Below are 18334 nucleotides of genomic sequence, written 5' to 3'. Positions count from 1 at the left end.
GCAGGGCATGACTGATTCTGTACAGCGCGAGAGCGCGGTGCTGGTGCATTTCACCTTGAAGCTGGAAGACGGCTCAACGGCAGAATCCACGCGCAACAACGGTAAACCCGCGCTCTTTAGCCTGGGAGACGGCAGCCTGTCTGACGCGCTGGAGTCACAGCTGCTGGGGCTGGAAGTCGGCGCGAAGAAAGCCTTTTCGCTGAGCGCGGACGACGCTTTCGGCCAGAGCAGCCCCGATTTGATTCAGTACTTCTCCCGCCGTGATTTTACTCAGGCAGGCGAGCCTGAGATCGGCGCTATCATGCTGTTCAGCGGCATGGATGGTAACGAAATGCCCGGCGTGATCCGCGAAATTTCCGGCGATTCGATCACCGTTGATTTCAATCATCCGCTGGCTGGGCAGACCATCCACTTTGAGGTTGAAGTGCTGGAAATCGATCCGTTACTGGAGGCGACAAATGCAAATCCTGTTGGCTAACCCCCGCGGTTTTTGTGCTGGCGTCGATCGCGCCATCAGTATCGTGGAGCGCGCGCTGGAGATGTACGGCGCGCCGATCTACGTACGCCATGAAGTGGTGCATAACCGCTACGTCGTTAACAGCCTGCGCGAGCGCGGCGCGATCTTTATTGAAGATATTGGCGAAGTGCCGGATGGCTCGATCCTGATCTTCTCCGCGCACGGCGTTTCCCAGGCCGTAAGGGCCGAAGCCAAAGCGCGCGATCTGACCATGCTGTTTGACGCCACCTGTCCGCTGGTGACAAAAGTGCATATGGAGGTGGCGCGGGCCAGTCGTAAAGGCACCGAAGCCATTTTGATTGGCCATGCCGGGCACCCGGAAGTGGAAGGCACCATGGGGCAGTACAACAGCCCTAAAGGCGGAATGTATCTCGTCGAGGCACCAGAGGATGTGTATAAATTACAGGTTAAGGATGAAAACAACCTGTGCTTTATGACCCAGACAACGCTTTCGGTGGACGATACTTACGAAGTGATTGACGCGCTGCGCGCCCGTTTTCCAAAGATAGTCGGGCCGCGTAAAGATGACATTTGCTATGCGACGACTAACCGGCAGGAAGCGGTGCGCACGCTGGCAAAAGATGCCGATGTGGTGCTGGTGGTGGGGTCGCGTAACTCCTCCAACTCCAACCGGCTGGCCGAGCTGGCTCAGCGCGCGGGGAAACTGGCGCGACTGATCGACTCGGCGGATGATATCCAGGAAGAGTGGATTAAAGGCGTCAGCTGCGTTGGCGTTACCGCCGGGGCTTCCGCACCGGATGTGTTGGTGCAGGAAGTGATCCAGCGCCTGCGCGAATTTGGTGGTGAAGTGGCGATTGAGCTGATCGGTCGGGAAGAAAATATCGTCTTCGAAGTGCCGAAAGAGCTGCGCGTCGATATCCGCCAGGTCGAATAACCGCTACCCGTACCGTTGTCTTGCTATATGGACACGCAGGTAAAACCGCTCAGGTTTGAGCCTGTGTGTGCATAACGCTCATCAGTCTTGCTGAAATTATTGCGTGGAACTCCTGCCTCACCGCCCCGGCTACGTTGACTTCAGCCCCTCCATTCCTCCGATCAAAAACCTGACAAAATTTGTTTTACTGATAATCCGCCGCGCCTGGCATAAAATTCTTATTATGATGTTTTTATTGTGGCGCAGGGGTTAACGCATGGTTAACCTGTGTGCGCTTCGCCGCTACAGACTTTACACAGGGAGTCATTATGAACACTGCACAAATCCGCCTTGCCGTTGTGGGCGCCTCAGGACGCATGGGGCGTCAGTTAATTCAGGCAGCCCATGAGGCGGAAGGCGCGTGCTTAGGGGCCGCGCTGGTGCGTGAAGGATCTTCGCTGGTAGGCGTTGACGCCGGAGAGCTGGCTGGTACGGGGCCGCTGGGCGTTAAGGTCAGCGATAGCCTGGCAGCCGTGGTGAACGATTTCGACGTGCTGATCGATTTTACCCGCCCGGAAGGCACGCTGGCTTATCTGGATTTTTGCCGCGCGCACCAGAAGGCGATGGTAATCGGCACCACAGGTTTGGATGACGCCGCCAAAGCGGCGATCGACGAAGCGGCACGGGACATTAGCATCGTGTTTGCGGCGAATTTTAGCGTGGGCGTCAACCTGGTTCTCAAGCTGCTGGAGAAGGCTGCCAAAGTGATGGGAGAGTATGCCGATATCGAAATCGTCGAGGCTCACCATCGGCATAAAGTAGATGCGCCGTCAGGGACCGCGCTGGCAATGGGCGAAGCGATTGCTGATGCAATGGATTGGGACTTAAATGAGCACGCGGTCTATGCCCGGGAAGGCCATACCGGCGAGCGCAAGGCGCAAACTATCGGTTTTGCTACCGTTCGCGCTGGCGATATTGTGGGTGAGCATACCGCAATGTTTGCAGATATTGGCGAGCGTGTAGAGATTACCCACAAGGCTTCCAGCCGCATGACCTTTGCAAAAGGCGCCGTTCGTGCGGCTGAATGGTTAAGTTCTCGTAAAGCAGGTTTTTATGATATGAGAAGCGTGCTGAATTTAGACGATTTATAAGTGTTGTGCACCATCGTGATGTGGTTATTTCAATCATAATGTTCTGATTGGAAGGGCAATAATTTTATTGCCCTTTTTATTTTTGTAGAATTATCGATTTTATTGGTTTTTTTCATCTAAGGCTCTGTTGTTGGCTGTTATCATCGTTTTTTTTCGCGTCAGATGTTAATTTTGACCATTTGGTCCACTTTTCTCCCCCCTTTTTTCCTTTGCTATGCACATCTGTTCATTTGAGCGGTTTTATTCCCGGGATGTCTGTGCTTTTCAGGGGGAATCTTCCGATTTACTCACCAGTTGAGTAAAAAACCATGAAAAACTCACCTTCGGGGTAGACAACCGGGTGAGCGATCATTAGAATGCGCGCAATTTGCCAAAAATCGAGAATTCAGGCGGTTTTTGCATTGATTTATGCCTTGGTAATGAATTAATATGCAAATAATGTGACTGTTTATTCTCAGGAGGATGTTTTGATTAAGTCAGCGCTATTGGTTCTCGAAGACGGAACCCAATTCCACGGTCGGGCCATCGGGGCAACAGGATCGGCAGTGGGGGAAGTTGTTTTCAATACTTCAATGACCGGTTATCAAGAAATCCTCACTGACCCTTCCTATTCCCGCCAAATCGTTACTCTCACTTATCCCCATATCGGCAATGTCGGCACCAACTCCGCTGATGAAGAATCCTCCCAGGTACACGCTCAGGGGCTGGTTATTCGCGACCTGCCGCTGATTGCCAGCAACTTCCGTAATGAAGAAGGGCTGTCCGACTACCTGAAGCGTCACAATGTTGTCGCTATTGCCGATATCGATACGCGTAAGCTGACCCGTCTGCTGCGCGAAAAAGGGGCCCAGAACGGCTGCATTATTGCCAGCGAGTCGCCTGATGCGCAGCTGGCTTTACAGCAGGCTAAAGCCTTCCCTGGCCTGAAAGGGATGGATTTGGCGAAAGAAGTGACCACCGGTGAAACCTACCGCTGGCAGCAGGGGAGCTGGACGCTGGACGGCCTGCCGGAAGCGAAAGAAGAGGCCGAACTGCCGTTCCACGTAGTGGCTTACGACTACGGCGCTAAGCGCAATATCCTGCGGATGCTGGTTGACCGCGGCTGCCGCCTGACGGTCGTTCCTGCGCAAACCCCGGCAGCAGAGGTGCTGAAGCTTAGCCCGGACGGCATCTTCCTGTCTAACGGGCCGGGCGACCCGGAACCCTGTGATTACGCGATCTCGGCAATCAAAACGCTGCTGGAAACCGATATCCCGGTGTTCGGCATCTGCCTGGGACACCAGCTGCTGGCGCTGGCCAGCGGTGCAGGGACCGTTAAAATGAAGCTGGGCCACCACGGTGGCAACCATCCGGTGAAAGACCTCGATAACAATACCGTGATGATTACCGCGCAGAACCACGGTTTTGCGGTAGATGACGGCAACTTGCCGGCCAACCTGCGGGTGACGCATACCTCGCTGTTTGACCACACGGTGCAGGGAATTCACCGCACCGATAAAGCGGCGTTCAGCTTCCAGGGCCACCCTGAAGCCAGCCCGGGCCCGCATGACGCCGCGCCGCTGTTCGATCACTTTATCGAACTGATCGAAGCTTACCGTTCAACCGCAAAATAATCAGGAGCGAGACAATGCCAAAACGTACCGACATAAAAAGTATCCTGATCCTTGGCGCTGGCCCGATCGTTATCGGCCAGGCCTGCGAATTCGACTACTCTGGCGCCCAGGCCTGTAAAGCCCTGCGTGAAGAGGGCTACCGCGTGGTGCTGGTTAACTCCAACCCCGCGACCATCATGACCGACCCGGACATGGCCGATGCGACCTACATCGAACCGATCCATTGGGAAGTGGTGCGCAAAATTATTGAGAAAGAGCGCCCGGATGCGGTGCTGCCAACCATGGGCGGCCAGACCGCGCTGAACTGCGCGCTGGAGCTGGAACGTCAGGGCGTGCTGGCTGAATTCGGCGTGACCATGATCGGCGCCACCGCCGACGCGATTGATAAGGCGGAAGACCGCCGCCGTTTCGACGTGGCGATGAAAAAAATTGGTCTGGAAACCGCGCGTTCCGGCATTGCCCACACCATGGAAGAAGCGCTGGCGGTTGCCGCTGACGTTGGCTTCCCCTGCATCATCCGCCCTTCATTCACCATGGGCGGCACCGGCGGCGGCATTGCCTATAACCGCGAAGAGTTTGAAGAAATCTGCGAACGTGGGCTGGATTTGTCCCCTACCAATGAGCTGCTGATCGATGAGTCGCTGATTGGCTGGAAAGAGTACGAGATGGAAGTGGTGCGTGATAAGAACGACAACTGCATTATCGTTTGCTCAATTGAAAACTTCGATGCGATGGGCATCCATACCGGCGACTCCATTACCGTCGCGCCAGCTCAGACGCTGACTGATAAAGAGTACCAGATCATGCGTAACGCCTCGATGGCGGTGCTGCGTGAAATCGGCGTGGAAACCGGGGGATCTAACGTCCAGTTCTCGGTTAACCCTGAAAATGGTCGTCTGATCATCATCGAAATGAACCCGCGCGTCTCCCGTTCTTCTGCGCTGGCCTCCAAAGCCACCGGCTTCCCGATTGCTAAAATCGCCGCCAAGCTGGCCGTGGGCTATACGCTGGATGAACTGATGAACGATATTACCGGCGGGTTGACTCCGGCCTCGTTCGAACCCTCTATCGACTACGTTGTGACCAAAATCCCGCGCTTCAACTTTGAGAAATTTGCTGGCGCTAACGACCGCCTGACGACGCAGATGAAGTCGGTGGGCGAGGTGATGGCGATTGGCCGCACTCTACAGGAATCGATGCAGAAAGCGCTGCGCGGCCTGGAAGTGGGCGCTAGTGGTTTCGACCCGAAAGTCGACCGCCACGACCCGGAAGCCATCACCTTAATCCGCCGTGAGCTGAAGGATGCGGGTTCAGACCGTATCTGGTACATCGCCGATGCCTTCCGTGTCGGCATGAGCGTAGAAGACGTGTTCAGCCTGACCAACGTCGATCGCTGGTTCCTGGTGCAGATTGAAGAGCTGGTTCAGCTGGAAGAACAGGTTGCCCGCGACGGCGTTAACGGCCTGACGGCTGACTTCCTGCGCACGCTGAAGCGTAAAGGCTTTGCCGATGCGCGCCTCTCAGCGCTGGCTGGCGTGTCTGAATCTGAAGTCCGTAAGCTGCGCGAGCAGTATAATCTGCACCCGGTTTATAAGCGCGTGGACACCTGTGCCGCTGAGTTCTCGACCGACACGGCTTACATGTACTCAACTTATGAAGAAGAGTGCGAAGCTAATCCCAACCGCGACCGTGAGAAAATCATGGTGCTGGGCGGCGGTCCGAACCGTATCGGTCAGGGCATTGAGTTTGACTACTGCTGCGTGCACGCGTCGCTGGCGCTGCGTGAAGACGGTTACGAAACCATTATGGTCAACTGTAACCCTGAAACCGTTTCTACCGACTATGACACCTCTGACCGTCTGTACTTCGAGCCGGTGACGCTGGAAGACGTGCTGGAAATCGTGCGTATTGAGAAGCCGAAAGGGGTGATCGTTCAGTACGGCGGCCAGACGCCGCTGAAGCTGGCTCGCGCACTGGATGCCGCAGGCGTGCCGGTTATCGGTACCAGCCCGGACTCTATTGACCGTGCAGAAGACCGCGAGCGTTTCCAGCAGGCTGTCGATCGCCTTGGCCTGAAGCAGCCAGCTAACGCCACGGTAACCGCTATCGAGCAGGCCGTTGAAAAAGCCATCGAGATTGGCTACCCGCTGGTGGTGCGTCCTTCCTACGTGCTGGGCGGCCGCGCGATGGAAATCGTGTATGACGAAATCGACCTGAAGCGTTACTTCCAGAATGCGGTGTCCGTTTCAAACGATGCGCCAGTGCTGCTGGACCGTTTCCTGGATGATGCGGTTGAGGTGGACGTTGACGCGATTTGCGACGGCGAGCGGGTGCTGATTGGCGGCATCATGGAACATATCGAACAGGCTGGCGTGCACTCCGGCGACTCGGCCTGCTCCCTGCCAGCTTACACGCTGAGCAAAGAGATCCAGGACGTGATGCGTCGGCAGGTGGAGAAGCTGGCCTTCGAACTCTGCGTTCGCGGCCTGATGAACGTGCAGTTCGCGGTGAAGGATAACGAGGTTTATCTGATTGAGGTGAACCCTCGCGCGGCTCGTACCGTCCCCTTTGTTTCTAAAGCCACCGGTCTGCCGCTGGCTAAAGTCGCGGCCCGCGTCATGGCAGGCAAATCGCTGGCAGAGCAGGGCGTGACCGAAGAAATTATCCCGCCTTACTACTCGGTTAAAGAAGTGGTGCTGCCGTTTAACAAGTTCCAGGGCGTTGACCCTATCCTCGGCCCTGAAATGCGTTCAACCGGTGAAGTGATGGGTGTAGGTCGGACCTTTGCCGAAGCCTTCTCCAAGGCGATGCTCGGCGCGCAGAGCAATATGAAGAAATCCGGCCGTGCGCTGCTGTCCGTTCGCGAAGGCGACAAAAAGCGCATCGTTGACCTGGCCGCCAAGCTGCAGAAGCTGGGCTTTGAGCTGGATGCAACGCACGGCACGGCGGTGGTGCTGGGCGAAGCGGGGATTAACCCTCGCCTGGTCAATAAGGTGCATGAAGGTCGTCCTCACATCCAGGACCGCCTGAAAAACGGTGAGTATGCTTACATCGTTAACACCACCGCAGGACGCCAGGCGATTGAGGATTCCAAGCTGATCCGCCGCAGCGCGCTGCAATATAAGGTGCACTACGACACCACGCTGAACGGCGGCTTCGCTACCGCGAACTCCCTGAGCGCAGACCCAACCGAGCAGGTGATCTCCGTGCAGGAAATGCACGCGCAGATTAACGGCTAATAAGGTCCGATATGAAAAAATCCTCGCTCAGGCGGGGATTTTTTTTTGATGACGCCAGTCCTGTACTGCGCCGATGCGCGCCTTGAGGAAAGAAAAACTGGGCAGGACCTCGCCGCCATGTCCCGGCCTGACGTGCCTTTTTCACTTGATCATTGACGATGTAAAACGATCGTTTTACACTGAGTCAATGAATACAGACCACAAACTTATTGCAGTGGCCGAGCAGCTTTTCGACAGGCACGGTTTTACCGCGACCGGAATGGATCGGTTGGCTCAGGCCGCCAGCATGTCCAGCCGGACTTTGTACAAACACGCGGGCAGCAAAACGGCGCTCATCGCCGCGGTGCTAACCCAGCGCGGTCAGAGGTTCCTGCTGCTGCTGAGCGAAAGCACGATTGACGCGCTCTTTGAGGCACTGGAACGCTGGATTCGGGAAGAGGGCGCCAGAGGGTGCCTGCTTCTGCGCGCTCAGGGGGAGACCGGTGGCGAAATAGCGGAGATTTCTGCGGTGGTGCTCGCCCACAAGATACAGCTAAGCGAGAAGGTTCGGCTTGCTGTCCGCTCGGAGCTGGGCGACAAAGGCGGCGATGAGTTGGCTGAACAGATTCTCATCCTGATTGAGGGAGCGACAGCGGCAGCCGTCTATCGCGGCGTTGAGGCAGTCGCTACCGCGCGGAGCGTGGCGGCATTGCTGATGGCGCGAGCGCGGTCTTGAGTCCCGGTGCCTGCCTTGGGGCCACTGGCTTCGGCTTGATCGCCGTCTGTTATGGCTTCGCCCGCTTCGCGTTCGGACTTTTTCTGCCGCGCATTGATGCCGAGCTTTCCTTGTCTTCGGACCTGGCCGGGGCGATCTCCGGTGGATCATTTCTGGGCTATTGCATCGCCATTATCGCCGCCGCGTATTTAACTGAGCGTTTCGGCGCTCGTGCGGTTGCCGTGGGCGCAGCGGTCATCGCGGCTACGGGGATGGCAGGCATCGCCTGGGCACCTTCGACCGCCTGGCTTGCCGCTTCGGTGCTGCTGGCAGGGTTGAGCACCGGGCTGGCGTCACCGCCGATGGCGGCAGCCGTGGCGGCAATTGTCCGCCACGATCGGCAGGATGCGACCAATACATTTATCAATGCCGGGACAAGCGCTGGCGTGGTGCTTTCCGGCCCAGTGGCGCTGATGATGGGCAGCCAGTGGCGCGTGGGCTTTGCAATCTTTGCGGCTGTGGCTTTTGCGGTGGCGCTCCTGGCGGCATTCACTGTACCGAAGCAAACGGGGCCACGGGAGAAATCCGTTGGCGGATTACCTGCGTTCAATGGTGTGCTAGGGCGTCTGATCCTTGCCGCTTTTCTGATGGGCGCGTCCAGTACCTCGCTGTGGTCGTTTGGCAGCCAGCTTGTTTCGCTTCAGCTGGGATGGCGCAGCGCAGGCGCGAGCCTTCTCTGGGTCGTTATCGGCACGGCTGGTATTGCAGGTGCCGGAGCCGGGATGCTAACCGCGCGTTTGGGGATCGATCTTGTACATCGGGTGTTCCTCGGCGCTTTGGCTGCCGGTATTCTGCTGGTCGGCACGAGCAGCAATATGCCTGCCCTGACGCTGGGCGGCGGAGCACTGTTTGGCGCGGCCTACATCATGCTCACGGGGGTATACCTGGTGTGGGGGATTTCAGCGCAGCCTGAGCGGCCCGCGACAGGGTTGACGATCGGTTTTCTTACCATCGCGATGGGTCAGACCGTCGGTGCCCCACTCTTCGGCTTTCTTGCCGGCAGGCTTACAATGGAGGGCACCGTCATCGCCTTTGCCCTGCTAACCCTCCCGGCGGGCCTGCTGCGCGCAGGCAGCACCCGTTTCAAGCCCTGCTGAGTTGACCGGCGAGCCAGCCGGACAAACTGGCTATTAGCGGTTGTCATAAAAATGTCATTTTTGTGAAATTGATAAAAGTCTCTTTTGACTCTTTCCCTTATCCTTCCAGCGCTTTACCTCTTTTTACGACCTCCATTCAGGGCATCGATGCCCAGCCACAATACCAGGGACCTCGCATGAAAAAAATATTGTTAGCCACACTGATCTGCGCCGCCTCATTACAGACGGCGTTTGCCGCTAAAGATGTCACCACTAATCCTGATGCCTATTTCCTGAAAGAATCACAGGTTGTCGACAGCCTGAAGCTGCTGCCGCCTCCGCCAGCCATGGACAGTATCGATTTCCTCAACGACAAGGCTCAGTATGACGTCGGGAAGATGCTGAGAAATACCCCGCGGGGCAAGCAGGCGTGGAAAGATGCCCACGTTGCGGGTGACGGCGTGGCCGAGGCCTTCTCCGAAGCGTTTGGCGTGGCGATTACCAAAGACAAGACGCCGGAGATTTACCGGCTGGTGATGAAAATGCGTGAGGATGCGGGCGATTTAGCTACCCGTTCGGCAAAAGAGCATTACATGCGCGTCAGGCCTTTTGCCTTCTACAACGAACCAACCTGTCGCTCGGATGAAGAGAGCACGCTGTCTAAAAATGGCTCTTACCCTTCAGGACACACCACCATCGGTTGGGCCACTGCGCTGGTGCTGGCGGAGGTCAATACCGCAAGGGAAGGCGAGATCCTGAAGCGTGGCTACGAGATGGGGCAGAGCCGGGTGATATGCGGCTATCACTGGCAGAGCGATGTGACGGCTGCGCGCATCGTTGCTTCTGCGGTGGTGGCTCGCCTGCACGCTGACCCCGCGTTTGCGGAACAGCTGCGCAAAGCCAAAGCAGAGTATGCCAGCCTGAATAAAACCCCTTCTTAATTTCCCCTCTGCCTGACCGGCTCCCTGAATTACCGGGGGCCGGTCAGCACGTTATCACGACAGCGCGACCTTAATACCGAGGGCAATCAGCACGCCGCCCAGCAGTTTGTCGATCAGCTTTTGCGCCTTCGCCAGGCCACGACGCACCGGCGCGCTTTGAATGATGATAACCAGCAGCGGCCACCAGATTGAGGAGAGCGTCAGAATGATCCCGGCGTACCAGATTTTCTCGCCCAGCCCTGAGTGAACGTTTAGCACCTGGGTAAACATCGACAGAAAAAAGAGCGTAGCTTTCGGGTTCAGCAGATTGCAGAGGTAGCCCTGCAGGAACGCCTTTTTCAGCGAGGTTGTTTCAGCGACCACGTTGCTGAGATCCATTTTGCCCCCGCCGCGTGACAGCAGCGCCTGAACGCCGATGTAGATCAGATACGCCGCACCGACATATTTCAACAGCATAAATAGCCAGGGCGTGGTGGTAATCACTACCGCCAGGCCCGCCACGCAGTAGGCCATATGGGTCGCCACGGCACAGTTAACCCCCAGCGCGGTAAACATTGCCGCGCTGCGCGGATAGCGTGCGGCATTCTTGATAATCAGGAAGAAGTCGGGGCCGGGCGAGAGCATGCCCAGAGCCGCAATCGTGGCGATGATCAGGCTGGTTTCTAACATGATGGCATCCTGTAGCAAATGAGGGCAGGATTTTAGCACGTTCACCGCGTTTATTGACCCTTAGCCAGAGCAAATGCAACGCAAACGATAACCTTAAGAACCTTTACGCAAATCACCCGGTGGGGGTATCGACGAAAGTTTCACCTTTCCGTATGATGGCGCCAATTTTATACCTTACTGAGTTTGCTAAGATGATAAGCCTGATTGCCGCCCTGGCGGCCGACCGCGTTATTGGGATGGACAATGCCATGCCGTGGCACCTGCCGGCCGATCTGGCCTGGTTCAAACGCCAGACGCTGAATAAACCCGTCATTATGGGTCGTCGTACCTGGGAGTCCATTGGACGTCCTCTGCCCGGCAGGCTGAATATTGTGATCAGTAGCCAGGCCGCTGAGGCTGAAGGCGCAACCTGGGTCAGTTCGATTGACGAGGCGCTGAAGGCGGCTGGCGATGTTGAAGAGGTGATGGTCATCGGCGGCGGCCGCATTTATGAGCAGCTGTTGCCGCGTGCCGATCGTCTGTATCTGACGCATATTGATGCTGAAGTGGTTGGTGATACCACCTTCCCGGATTTCGAGCCGGAAGAGTGGCGCTCCAGCTTTAGCGAGTTCCATGATGCGGACGACAAAAATACCCACAGCTACTGCTTCGAAATCCTGGAGCGTCGCTAATAAAAAAGGGCCTCAGGCCCTTTTCTGTTTTACGCTTCCATCGCCCGAGAGCGGTTTGAAGGCTGTATGAACCAGGCCTTATCTTCCCAGCGCAGCAGGGTTAGCGGCCCGCCCCAGCAGCAGCCGGTATCCAGCCCGATAATCCCCTCCGGCGTGCCTTTTCCTTCCAGCGAAGCCCAGTGACCAAACACGATGGTGTAATCACGCGCGACGGGACCGGGGATCGCGAACCACGGTTTCAGCGGCGGCGGCGCAGATTCTGGCGACTCTTTACTGATCATGTCCAGCTGACCGTTAGCAAAGCAGAAGCGCATACGCGTCAGGGCATTGGTGCTGAACCGCAGGCGAGCCAGCCCGCTAAGCTCTGGCGTCCAGTTGTTTGGCATATCGCCGTACATGGCATCAAGAAAAAGCGGGTAGGTATCGCTGGACAGCACGGCCTCCACCTCGCGAGCGCAGATTTTTGCCGTCTCAATATCCCACTGTGGCGTGATCCCGGCGTGGGCCATCACCAGCTTTTTCTCTTCATCAACCTGGAGCAAAGGCTGGCGGCGAAGCCAGTTAATCAGCTCGTCCGCATCGTCCGCTTCCAGCAATGGCGTCAGGCGATCTTTCGGTTTGTTGCGGGCGATCCCGGCAAACACGGCAAGCAGGTGCAAATCGTGGTTGCCCAGCACCAGGCGCACGGAATCGCCGAGCGAGCGGACGTAACGCAGTACCTCCAGCGAGGCGGGACCTCGTGCGACCAGATCGCCTGTCAGCCATAGTGTATCCTGCGTCGGATCGAAGGCGACCTGATCCAGCAGGGAGATAAGTTCGTCATAGCAACCGTGGACATCGCCGATCAGATAAGTGCTCATTAAACCTTTCAGATCAATTAATGGATATGGCTGGGAACGGCCAGCCTGAACACCGGAATATCGACAAGAAAGGTTCCCCCTTCCTTGTCGAACATCTCATAATGTCCCTGCATGGTGCCCATCGGGGTTTCGAGAACGGCGCCGCTGGTGTACTGAAACTCGCTACCGGGCTCAATGTGCGGCTGTTCGCCGATCACGCCTTCGCCCTGAACTTCCGTTTCGCGGCCGTTTCCGTTGGTGATCAGCCAGTAGCGGCCCCGCAGCTGCACGGCGCTACGCCCCAGATTGCGTATTGTGACGGTATAAGCAAAAACGTAGCGTTCTTCTTCAGGGACAGACTGCGAGGGAACATAAGCACTCTGTACGTGGACACAAACACGGGGCGTATTGATCATCGCTCTAACTCTCCTGCGTCGGGGGATGCGCAATCAGCCAGTTAGCCAGCTGGCAGTATTGTGCGACGGAGATGTTTTCCGCCCGCAGCGTGGGGTCGATGTTCATCTCCTGCAATGCCTCCAGCGAAAACAGATGGCCCAGGCTGTTGCGCAGCGTTTTGCGACGCTTGCCAAAGGCTTCCGTAGTGATCCGGCTGAGGACGCGCATATCCTGCACCGGATTGGCAATCGTGGTATGCGGCATTAAACGCACCACGGCTGATTCTACTTTTGGCGCTGGCGTGAAGGATTCCGGCGGAACTTCCAGCACCGGGATAACCTGGCAGTAATACTGCGCCATCACGGTAAGACGGCCATAGGCCTTGCTGCCAGGGCCCGCAACCAGGCGGTTTACCACCTCTTTTTGCAGCATGAAATGCATATCACGGATCGCACTAGTATAGCTGAAAAGGTGGAACATCAATGGCGTAGAGATATTGTAGGGCAGGTTGCCAAACACGCGCAGCGACTGGCCTTTCTCTTTGGCGTACGCGGCAAAGTCAAAGGTCATCGCATCCTGCTGAAAGATGGTCAGCTTAGGGCCCAGGAACGGGTGGGTTTGCAGACGGGCCGCCAGATCGCGGTCAATTTCGATCACCGTCATGGCGTCCAGACGCTCGCCAACCGGTTCGGTTAACGCCGCCAGCCCGGGGCCGATCTCGACGACTATCTCGCCTTTCTGCGGGTGAATAGCGGAGACAATACTGTCGATAATATACTTGTCGTTAAGGAAGTTCTGCCCGAAACGTTTGCGGGCGAAGTGCCCCTGGTGGACGCGATTATTCATTACTGCTCTTGATCATGGTGATGGCGAGGTTAAGCGCCGTAATAAAGCTGCCCGCCTCTGCGTTGCCTTTGCCTGCCAGCTCCAGAGCGGTGCCGTGGTCAACGGAGGTACGGATAAAGGGCAGGCCGAGGGTGATATTCACCGCTCGGCCGAATCCCTGATATTTTAGCACCGGAAGCCCCTGATCGTGATACATCGCGAGCACGGCATCGGCATGTTGCAAATATTTGGGTTGGAACAGCGTGTCGGCTGGCAAAGGGCCGGTCAACTGCATCCCCTGCTGGCGAAGCTCATCCAGCGCGGGAATGATGACGTCAATCTCTTCCCGGCCCATATGACCGCCTTCACCGGCATGTGGATTCAGGCCGCAGACAAAAATGTGCGGTGAGGCCAGGCCGAATTTGCTTTGCAAATCCGCGTGCAGAATGCCAATCACTTCGTGCAGACTTTCGCGAGTAATGGCGTCAGACACTGCCTTCAGCGGTAAATGCGTCGTGGCCAGCGCCACGCGCAGCTCTTCTGTCGCCAGCATCATCACTACGCGCTCGCGCTTTGAACGCTCGGCGAAGAACTCAGTATGACCGCTGAAGGGGATGCCCGCATCGTTAATGACGCCTTTGTGCACCGGGCCGGTCACTAAGGCGGAAAATTTTCCCGTCAGACAGCCGTCACAGGCTCGCGTCAGGGTTTCCAGAACGTAATGGCCGTTCGCTATGCAAAGCTCACCAGCCTTAACGGGCTGGCGAAGGGGAATGGGCAGCACGGTAAGCGTTCCGGCCTTTTGCGGCTGAGCGGGCACGCCGGGCTGCCAGGTTCTTAAGGTCAGGGGTAAACCCAGCGTTGCCGCTCGCTCGCGCAGCAACGCGGGATCGGCACACACTACCAGCTCAACTGGCCAGTCGCGCTGGGCCAGTTGCAGGGTAACATCAGGACCAATCCCGGCGGGTTCGCCGGGAGTGATCGCCACGCGTACGTTACTGAGCATTAGCGTCCAGAATCTTCACGTAGGCTGAAGCACGCTGCTCTTGCATCCAGGTCTGCGCTTCTTCAGCAAACTTACGGTTAAACAGCAGGCGGTAAGCCCGCTCTTTCTGCGCCGCGTCGGTTTTGTCCACCTTGCGGGTGTCCAGCAGCTGAATCAGATGCCAGCCAAAGGAAGAGTGCACAGGCGCGCTCATCTGGCCTTTTTGCAGCTTCAGCAGCGCATCGCGGAAGGCCGGGTCGTACATTTCTGGCGAGCTCCAGCCTAAATCGCCGCCCTGATTAGCCGAGCCTGGATCCTGCGAGAGCTGGCGGGCCGCCTGGGCGAAGGTGGTTTTACCGCTGTTGATATCAGCAGAAACCTGCTCCAGCTTCTGGCGCGCCTGCTCGTCGGTCATCACGGGCGAAGACTTCAGCAGAATATGACGAGCGTGAACTTCGGTCACCGAAACACTCTGATTGTCGCCACGGATATCGTTGACTTTCAGGATATGGAAGCCCACGCCTGAACGAATCGGACCAATGATATCGCCTTTCTTCGCGGTCACCAGCGCCTGAGCGAACAGGGAAGGGAGTTCCTGAATTTTGCCCCAGCCCATGTTGCCGCCTTTCAACGCCTGAGGATCGGCAGAGTAGGTAATCGCCAGCTTGCCAAAGTCCGCGCCGCTTTTGCTTTCGCCTACCAGCTGTTTAGCCAGGTTTTCCTGGTCATCCACCTGCTGCTGCGTTGGGTTTTCCGGCAGCGGCAGCAGGATGTGGCTGAGGTTTAGCTCGGTGCTGGCATTGTTCTGCGAGGCAACCTGCTTCGACAGGGAGTCAACTTCCTGCGGCAGAATGGTGATCCGACGGCGCACTTCGTTGTTACGCACTTCCGCGATGGTCATCTCCTTGCGGATCTGCTCGCGGTAGGTGCCATAGTTCATGCCGTCGTAAGCCAGGCGGCTACGCAACTGGTCCATAGACATGTTGTTCTGCGCAGCAATGTTCTGAATCGCCTGATCCAACTGGGCATCCGTAATCTGAATCCCGGCGGTTTTAGCCATTTGCAGCAGAATGTTGTCCATTACCAGGCGTTCAACGATCTGATGGCGCAACGTTTTGTCGTCAGGAAGCTGCTGACCAGCCTGCTGAGCCTGACCCTTTACCGACTGCATCATGCCGTCGACATCACTTTCCAAAACCACGCCGTTGTTTACCACGGCGGCGACTTTATCAACAACCTGCGGGGCTGCAAACGCGGTGCTGGCTGTCAGCGCGGCACCAAGGATCAGCATTCTCCAGTTCTTCATACTTTTTCCATTCTTTTATCCGCACTGCGGGTTTGCATACTAATTATCACTACATCAGAAAGAGCGCTGATAAGGCAGGATGCCCTGACGCAGCATTTGATCGGTGCCGAGGCTATAAGAAGGACTCAGGCCACGTAGCTCAATGTTGAACGAGATTTTATTGTCGTAATTACTGGTACTGTTTTCGCTATTCCAACTGGTGATTTTACGCTCGTAGCCCAGACGGATGGCGTAGCAGCAGGAGCTGTACTGTATGCCAAGCAGCTGATCGGCCGGCTGTTTCGCTTTAGTATCGTAATACCACGCGCCCACTACCGACCAGGCATCAGCGATTGGCCAGCTTGCCGTTGCGCCTACCTGCGAAATACCGTCCTGATACCCTGGGTTAGTCACTGTACTCAACGTTTGCGCAATATACTCCGGGCTGGTGTAGCGATAGTTCAACTGCACCATCCGGTCAGCATCACGGCGATATTCCAGTACGGCATTGCCTTGCGAAATATTATCAAGGCGGGTGTCGTACTGAAGGCCCCCGCGGGTGCTCCAGCGATCGCTGATGCGATAGTAGGTATCACCAGCCCACACCAGGCTACCGCGGTCATCGCTGTCTGCGCTCTCCAAACCGGTACGGGAAGGAGTGAACGAGTAGATTTGACCTATGGAAGCGTTAAAACGTTCAACCAGATCGTTATCAAAAATTCGCGTGGTCACGCCGCTGGTCAGCTGGTTGGCTGAGGCGATGCGATCCAGACCACTGTAGGTACGGTCGCGGAACAGGCCGGTATAGTCGCTTTGCAGCAGCGTGGAGTCATAGGCACGGATGTCGCTCTGATCGCGATACGGCAGATACAGGTACTGCAATCGCGGTTCAAGCGTTTGCGTGTAGCCTTCTGACCAGTCCATATTGCGGTCGAACACCATCTTGCCGTCTACCTTGAACTGCGGCATAACGCGGTTCACGCTGCTTTTCAGCTGGTTGACTTTGCTGGTGTCGACGCTGTTGTTGTAATAATCAATGTCATTCTGTTCATAATGCGTCGCCAGCAGTTTGGCTTCGGTATTCAGACTGCCCCAGCCGTTCGACAGCGGCAGGTTGATGGTTGGCTCGAGGTGCAAACGGGTTGCATCAGGCAGCTCTTCGTTCACGTTGGTAAATTTGACCGCCTGGGCGTAGAGGTGCGTGTCAAAGGGACCGACGTCATTTTGGTAATAGTTAAAGTCAAACTGCGGCTCTGCACGATAGACATCGTTATTGGCATTGGTGGAGAAGATTTGGAACTGCTTGGTCGACAGCGTGGCGTCCCAGTTTTTCTCGGCGTAGCCCACGCTAAATTTCTGCGTCACGTAGCCGTCGGTCGAGTTACCGTAGGTAGAATCAAGGTCGGTAAAGTAGTAAGGATCGCTGACCTTGGTGTAATCGACGTTAAAACGCCAGTTCTTGTCGTACACGCCGGAGTGTTTCCAGTAGAACAGCCAGCGTTTGGAGTCTTTATCGTCCGAAATATTTCGCGACGCGGCGTCCTTCTCATACTGGTTATCCGAGCCCAGATAGTCCAGTTCCATCAGGCCAGCGCCGGCCTTAGTGAGATAGCGGAACTCATTCTGCAACTGGAGCCCGCGGTTACTCATGTAGTGCGGGGTGATGGTGGCATCGGCCTGCGGCGCAATGTTCCAGTAATAAGGCAGGATGAACTCAAAGCCGTTGGAACTGCCGTATTTCGCGTTCGGGATCAGGAAGCCCGAGCGGCGGCGGTCGCCCAGCGGCAGCTGCAAGTAAGGGCTGTACAGCACCGGAACCGAGCCAATTTTGAAGCGAGCGTTCCAGATTTCAGCAACCTGCTCTTCGCGGTCCTGAATAATTTCCGTCCCGGCGACGCTCCAGCTGTTGTCGCCCGGCAGACAGGAGGTAAAGGTGCCGTTCTCCATAATGGTGTAACGGTTCTGGCCGCGCAGCTTCATCTGATCGCCAGTCCCGCGGCCCTGACGACCGACCATCTGGTAATCGCCATTCCAGACGTTGGTGTCTTTGGTGTTCAGGTTTGACCAGGCTTTAGGACCTTTCAGGATGACCTGATTGTCGTCATAGTGCACATTGCCTAAGGCATCTACGGTGCGCACGGGCGTAGCCTGGCCAGGCTGCTGCTTCTGATGCAGCTGCACCTCGTCAGAGAGCAGGCGGCTATTCCCCTGTTGGATATCAACATTGCCGGTGAAAACGGCGTTATCCGGGTAGTTGCCCTTGGCATTATCCGCGTTGATCGTTACCGGCAGGTCATTGGGATTACTTCCCTGCACCAGAGGACGATTATAGCTTGGGACGCCCAGCATACATTGCGATGCGAGGTCGTCGGCCAGACTCTGCTGGCTGTAAAGCGCTGCGCCGATAAGCGTGGCCAGCAAAGTAGGTAGTCGTTTTTTCATACGCGGTATCGAAAATTCCGTGATAGCTGGCATCATGCCGACAAACGGTCAGAGACT

The 18334-nt window shown here is 56.6% G+C and carries 16 protein-coding genes; 9 read left to right on the top strand and 7 right to left on the bottom strand.

Going from position 1 to position 18334, the window contains the following annotated elements; all coding sequences use genetic code 11:
• The first annotated feature begins 7 nt into the window (after window positions 1-7).
• The 8 genes from fkpB to NG99_RS21855 all read left to right on the top strand — a co-directional run bounded on the left by fkpB (window position 8) and on the right by NG99_RS21855 (window position 10165).
• On the top strand, window positions 8-478 hold the full coding sequence (gene fkpB / locus NG99_RS21890) for an FKBP-type peptidyl-prolyl cis-trans isomerase (RefSeq protein ID WP_034897736.1): 471 nt from the start codon (window positions 8-10) through the stop codon (window positions 476-478).
• On the top strand, window positions 459-1412 hold the full coding sequence (gene ispH / locus NG99_RS21885) for a 4-hydroxy-3-methylbut-2-enyl diphosphate reductase (protein WP_034897733.1): 954 nt from the start codon (window positions 459-461) through the stop codon (window positions 1410-1412). The genes fkpB and ispH overlap by 20 nt, the downstream gene beginning before the upstream one ends.
• 308 nt (window positions 1413-1720) lie before the next feature.
• Complete coding sequence (gene dapB / locus NG99_RS21880; RefSeq protein WP_034897729.1) at window positions 1721-2542, top strand: 4-hydroxy-tetrahydrodipicolinate reductase; 822 nt, start codon at window positions 1721-1723, stop codon at window positions 2540-2542.
• 467 nt (window positions 2543-3009) lie between these two features.
• On the top strand, window positions 3010-4155 hold the full coding sequence (gene carA / locus NG99_RS21875) for a glutamine-hydrolyzing carbamoyl-phosphate synthase small subunit (RefSeq protein WP_072017644.1): 1146 nt from the start codon (window positions 3010-3012) through the stop codon (window positions 4153-4155).
• A gap of 14 nt (window positions 4156-4169) precedes the next feature.
• On the top strand, window positions 4170-7394 hold the full coding sequence (carB, locus tag NG99_RS21870; RefSeq protein WP_034897723.1) for a carbamoyl-phosphate synthase large subunit: 3225 nt from the start codon (window positions 4170-4172) through the stop codon (window positions 7392-7394).
• Between the two features lie 187 nt (window positions 7395-7581).
• Window positions 7582-8109 carry a TetR/AcrR family transcriptional regulator gene (locus tag NG99_RS21865; RefSeq protein WP_034897721.1) on the top strand — a complete coding sequence of 176 codons (528 nt, stop codon included), beginning with the start codon at window positions 7582-7584 and terminating at the stop codon, window positions 8107-8109.
• Between the two features lie 35 nt (window positions 8110-8144).
• Entirely contained in the window at window positions 8145-9245 is a 1101-nt protein-coding gene (locus NG99_RS21860) for an MFS transporter (RefSeq protein WP_198138821.1), read from the top strand.
• A gap of 176 nt (window positions 9246-9421) precedes the next feature.
• A complete protein-coding gene (locus NG99_RS21855; protein ID WP_034897717.1) occupies window positions 9422-10165 on the top strand; it encodes an acid phosphatase in 744 nt (247 codons plus the stop codon).
• 54 nt (window positions 10166-10219) lie between these two features.
• Here NG99_RS21855 and NG99_RS21850 read toward each other — a convergent pair whose 3' ends face one another.
• A complete protein-coding gene (locus tag NG99_RS21850; RefSeq protein WP_034897715.1) occupies window positions 10220-10834 on the bottom strand; it encodes a LysE family transporter in 615 nt (204 codons plus the stop codon).
• Window positions 10835-11025: 191 nt separating this feature from the next.
• Here NG99_RS21850 and folA point away from each other — a divergent pair, with 191 nt between their 5' ends.
• The gene (gene folA / locus NG99_RS21845; protein ID WP_034897916.1) at window positions 11026-11505 is read left to right on the top strand and encodes a type 3 dihydrofolate reductase; all 480 of its coding nucleotides are present in this window, start codon (window positions 11026-11028) and stop codon (window positions 11503-11505) included.
• Between the two features lie 29 nt (window positions 11506-11534).
• Here folA and apaH read toward each other — a convergent pair whose 3' ends face one another.
• The 6 genes from apaH to lptD are packed head-to-tail and all read right to left on the bottom strand — an operon-like array spanning window position 11535 to window position 18313.
• On the bottom strand, window positions 11535-12365 hold the full coding sequence (gene apaH / locus NG99_RS21840) for a bis(5'-nucleosyl)-tetraphosphatase (symmetrical) ApaH (RefSeq protein WP_034897713.1): 831 nt from the start codon (window positions 12363-12365) through the stop codon (window positions 11535-11537).
• 17 nt (window positions 12366-12382) lie between these two features.
• Window positions 12383-12760, bottom strand: a complete 378-nt coding sequence (gene apaG / locus NG99_RS21835; RefSeq protein ID WP_034897711.1) for a Co2+/Mg2+ efflux protein ApaG — start codon at window positions 12758-12760, stop codon at window positions 12383-12385.
• Window positions 12761-12764: 4 nt separating this feature from the next.
• The gene (gene rsmA, locus NG99_RS21830) at window positions 12765-13586 is read right to left on the bottom strand and encodes a 16S rRNA (adenine(1518)-N(6)/adenine(1519)-N(6))-dimethyltransferase RsmA (RefSeq protein WP_034897708.1); all 822 of its coding nucleotides are present in this window, start codon (window positions 13584-13586) and stop codon (window positions 12765-12767) included.
• Complete coding sequence (gene pdxA, locus NG99_RS21825) at window positions 13579-14571, bottom strand: 4-hydroxythreonine-4-phosphate dehydrogenase PdxA (protein ID WP_034897705.1); 993 nt, start codon at window positions 14569-14571, stop codon at window positions 13579-13581. The genes rsmA and pdxA overlap by 8 nt, the downstream gene beginning before the upstream one ends.
• On the bottom strand, window positions 14561-15856 hold the full coding sequence (gene surA / locus NG99_RS21820) for a peptidylprolyl isomerase SurA (protein ID WP_034897702.1): 1296 nt from the start codon (window positions 15854-15856) through the stop codon (window positions 14561-14563). The genes pdxA and surA overlap by 11 nt, the downstream gene beginning before the upstream one ends.
• Before the next feature lie 54 nt (window positions 15857-15910).
• Window positions 15911-18313: an LPS assembly protein LptD gene (gene lptD / locus NG99_RS21815; protein WP_034897698.1), complete on the bottom strand. Its 2403-nt coding sequence runs from the start codon at window positions 18311-18313 to the stop codon at window positions 15911-15913.
• Window positions 18314-18334: the final 21 nt, after the last annotated feature.

The organism is Erwinia typographi (assembly GCF_000773975.1).
Taxonomy (GTDB): Bacteria; Pseudomonadota; Gammaproteobacteria; order Enterobacterales; family Enterobacteriaceae; genus Erwinia; species Erwinia typographi.
Note: the sequence above shows the minus strand (reverse complement) of the source record. Positions and strands in the feature narration are given on the sequence as shown.

Coding starts and splice junctions, on each gene's coding strand:
- fkpB (WP_034897736.1), top strand. CDS start 8: ATGACTGATTCTGTACAGCGCGAGAGCGCGGTGCTGGTGCATTTCACC.
- ispH (WP_034897733.1), top strand. CDS start 459: ATGCAAATCCTGTTGGCTAACCCCCGCGGTTTTTGTGCTGGCGTCGAT.
- dapB (WP_034897729.1), top strand. CDS start 1,721: ATGAACACTGCACAAATCCGCCTTGCCGTTGTGGGCGCCTCAGGACGC.
- carB (WP_034897723.1), top strand. CDS start 4,170: ATGCCAAAACGTACCGACATAAAAAGTATCCTGATCCTTGGCGCTGGC.
- NG99_RS21865 (WP_034897721.1), top strand. CDS start 7,582: ATGAATACAGACCACAAACTTATTGCAGTGGCCGAGCAGCTTTTCGAC.
- NG99_RS21855 (WP_034897717.1), top strand. CDS start 9,422: ATGAAAAAAATATTGTTAGCCACACTGATCTGCGCCGCCTCATTACAG.
- NG99_RS21850 (WP_034897715.1), bottom strand. CDS start 10,834: ATGTTAGAAACCAGCCTGATCATCGCCACGATTGCGGCTCTGGGCATG.
- folA (WP_034897916.1), top strand. CDS start 11,026: ATGATAAGCCTGATTGCCGCCCTGGCGGCCGACCGCGTTATTGGGATG.
- apaH (WP_034897713.1), bottom strand. CDS start 12,365: ATGAGCACTTATCTGATCGGCGATGTCCACGGTTGCTATGACGAACTT.
- apaG (WP_034897711.1), bottom strand. CDS start 12,760: ATGATCAATACGCCCCGTGTTTGTGTCCACGTACAGAGTGCTTATGTT.
- rsmA (WP_034897708.1), bottom strand. CDS start 13,586: ATGAATAATCGCGTCCACCAGGGGCACTTCGCCCGCAAACGTTTCGGG.
- pdxA (WP_034897705.1), bottom strand. CDS start 14,571: ATGCTCAGTAACGTACGCGTGGCGATCACTCCCGGCGAACCCGCCGGG.
- surA (WP_034897702.1), bottom strand. CDS start 15,856: ATGAAGAACTGGAGAATGCTGATCCTTGGTGCCGCGCTGACAGCCAGC.
- lptD (WP_034897698.1), bottom strand. CDS start 18,313: ATGATGCCAGCTATCACGGAATTTTCGATACCGCGTATGAAAAAACGA.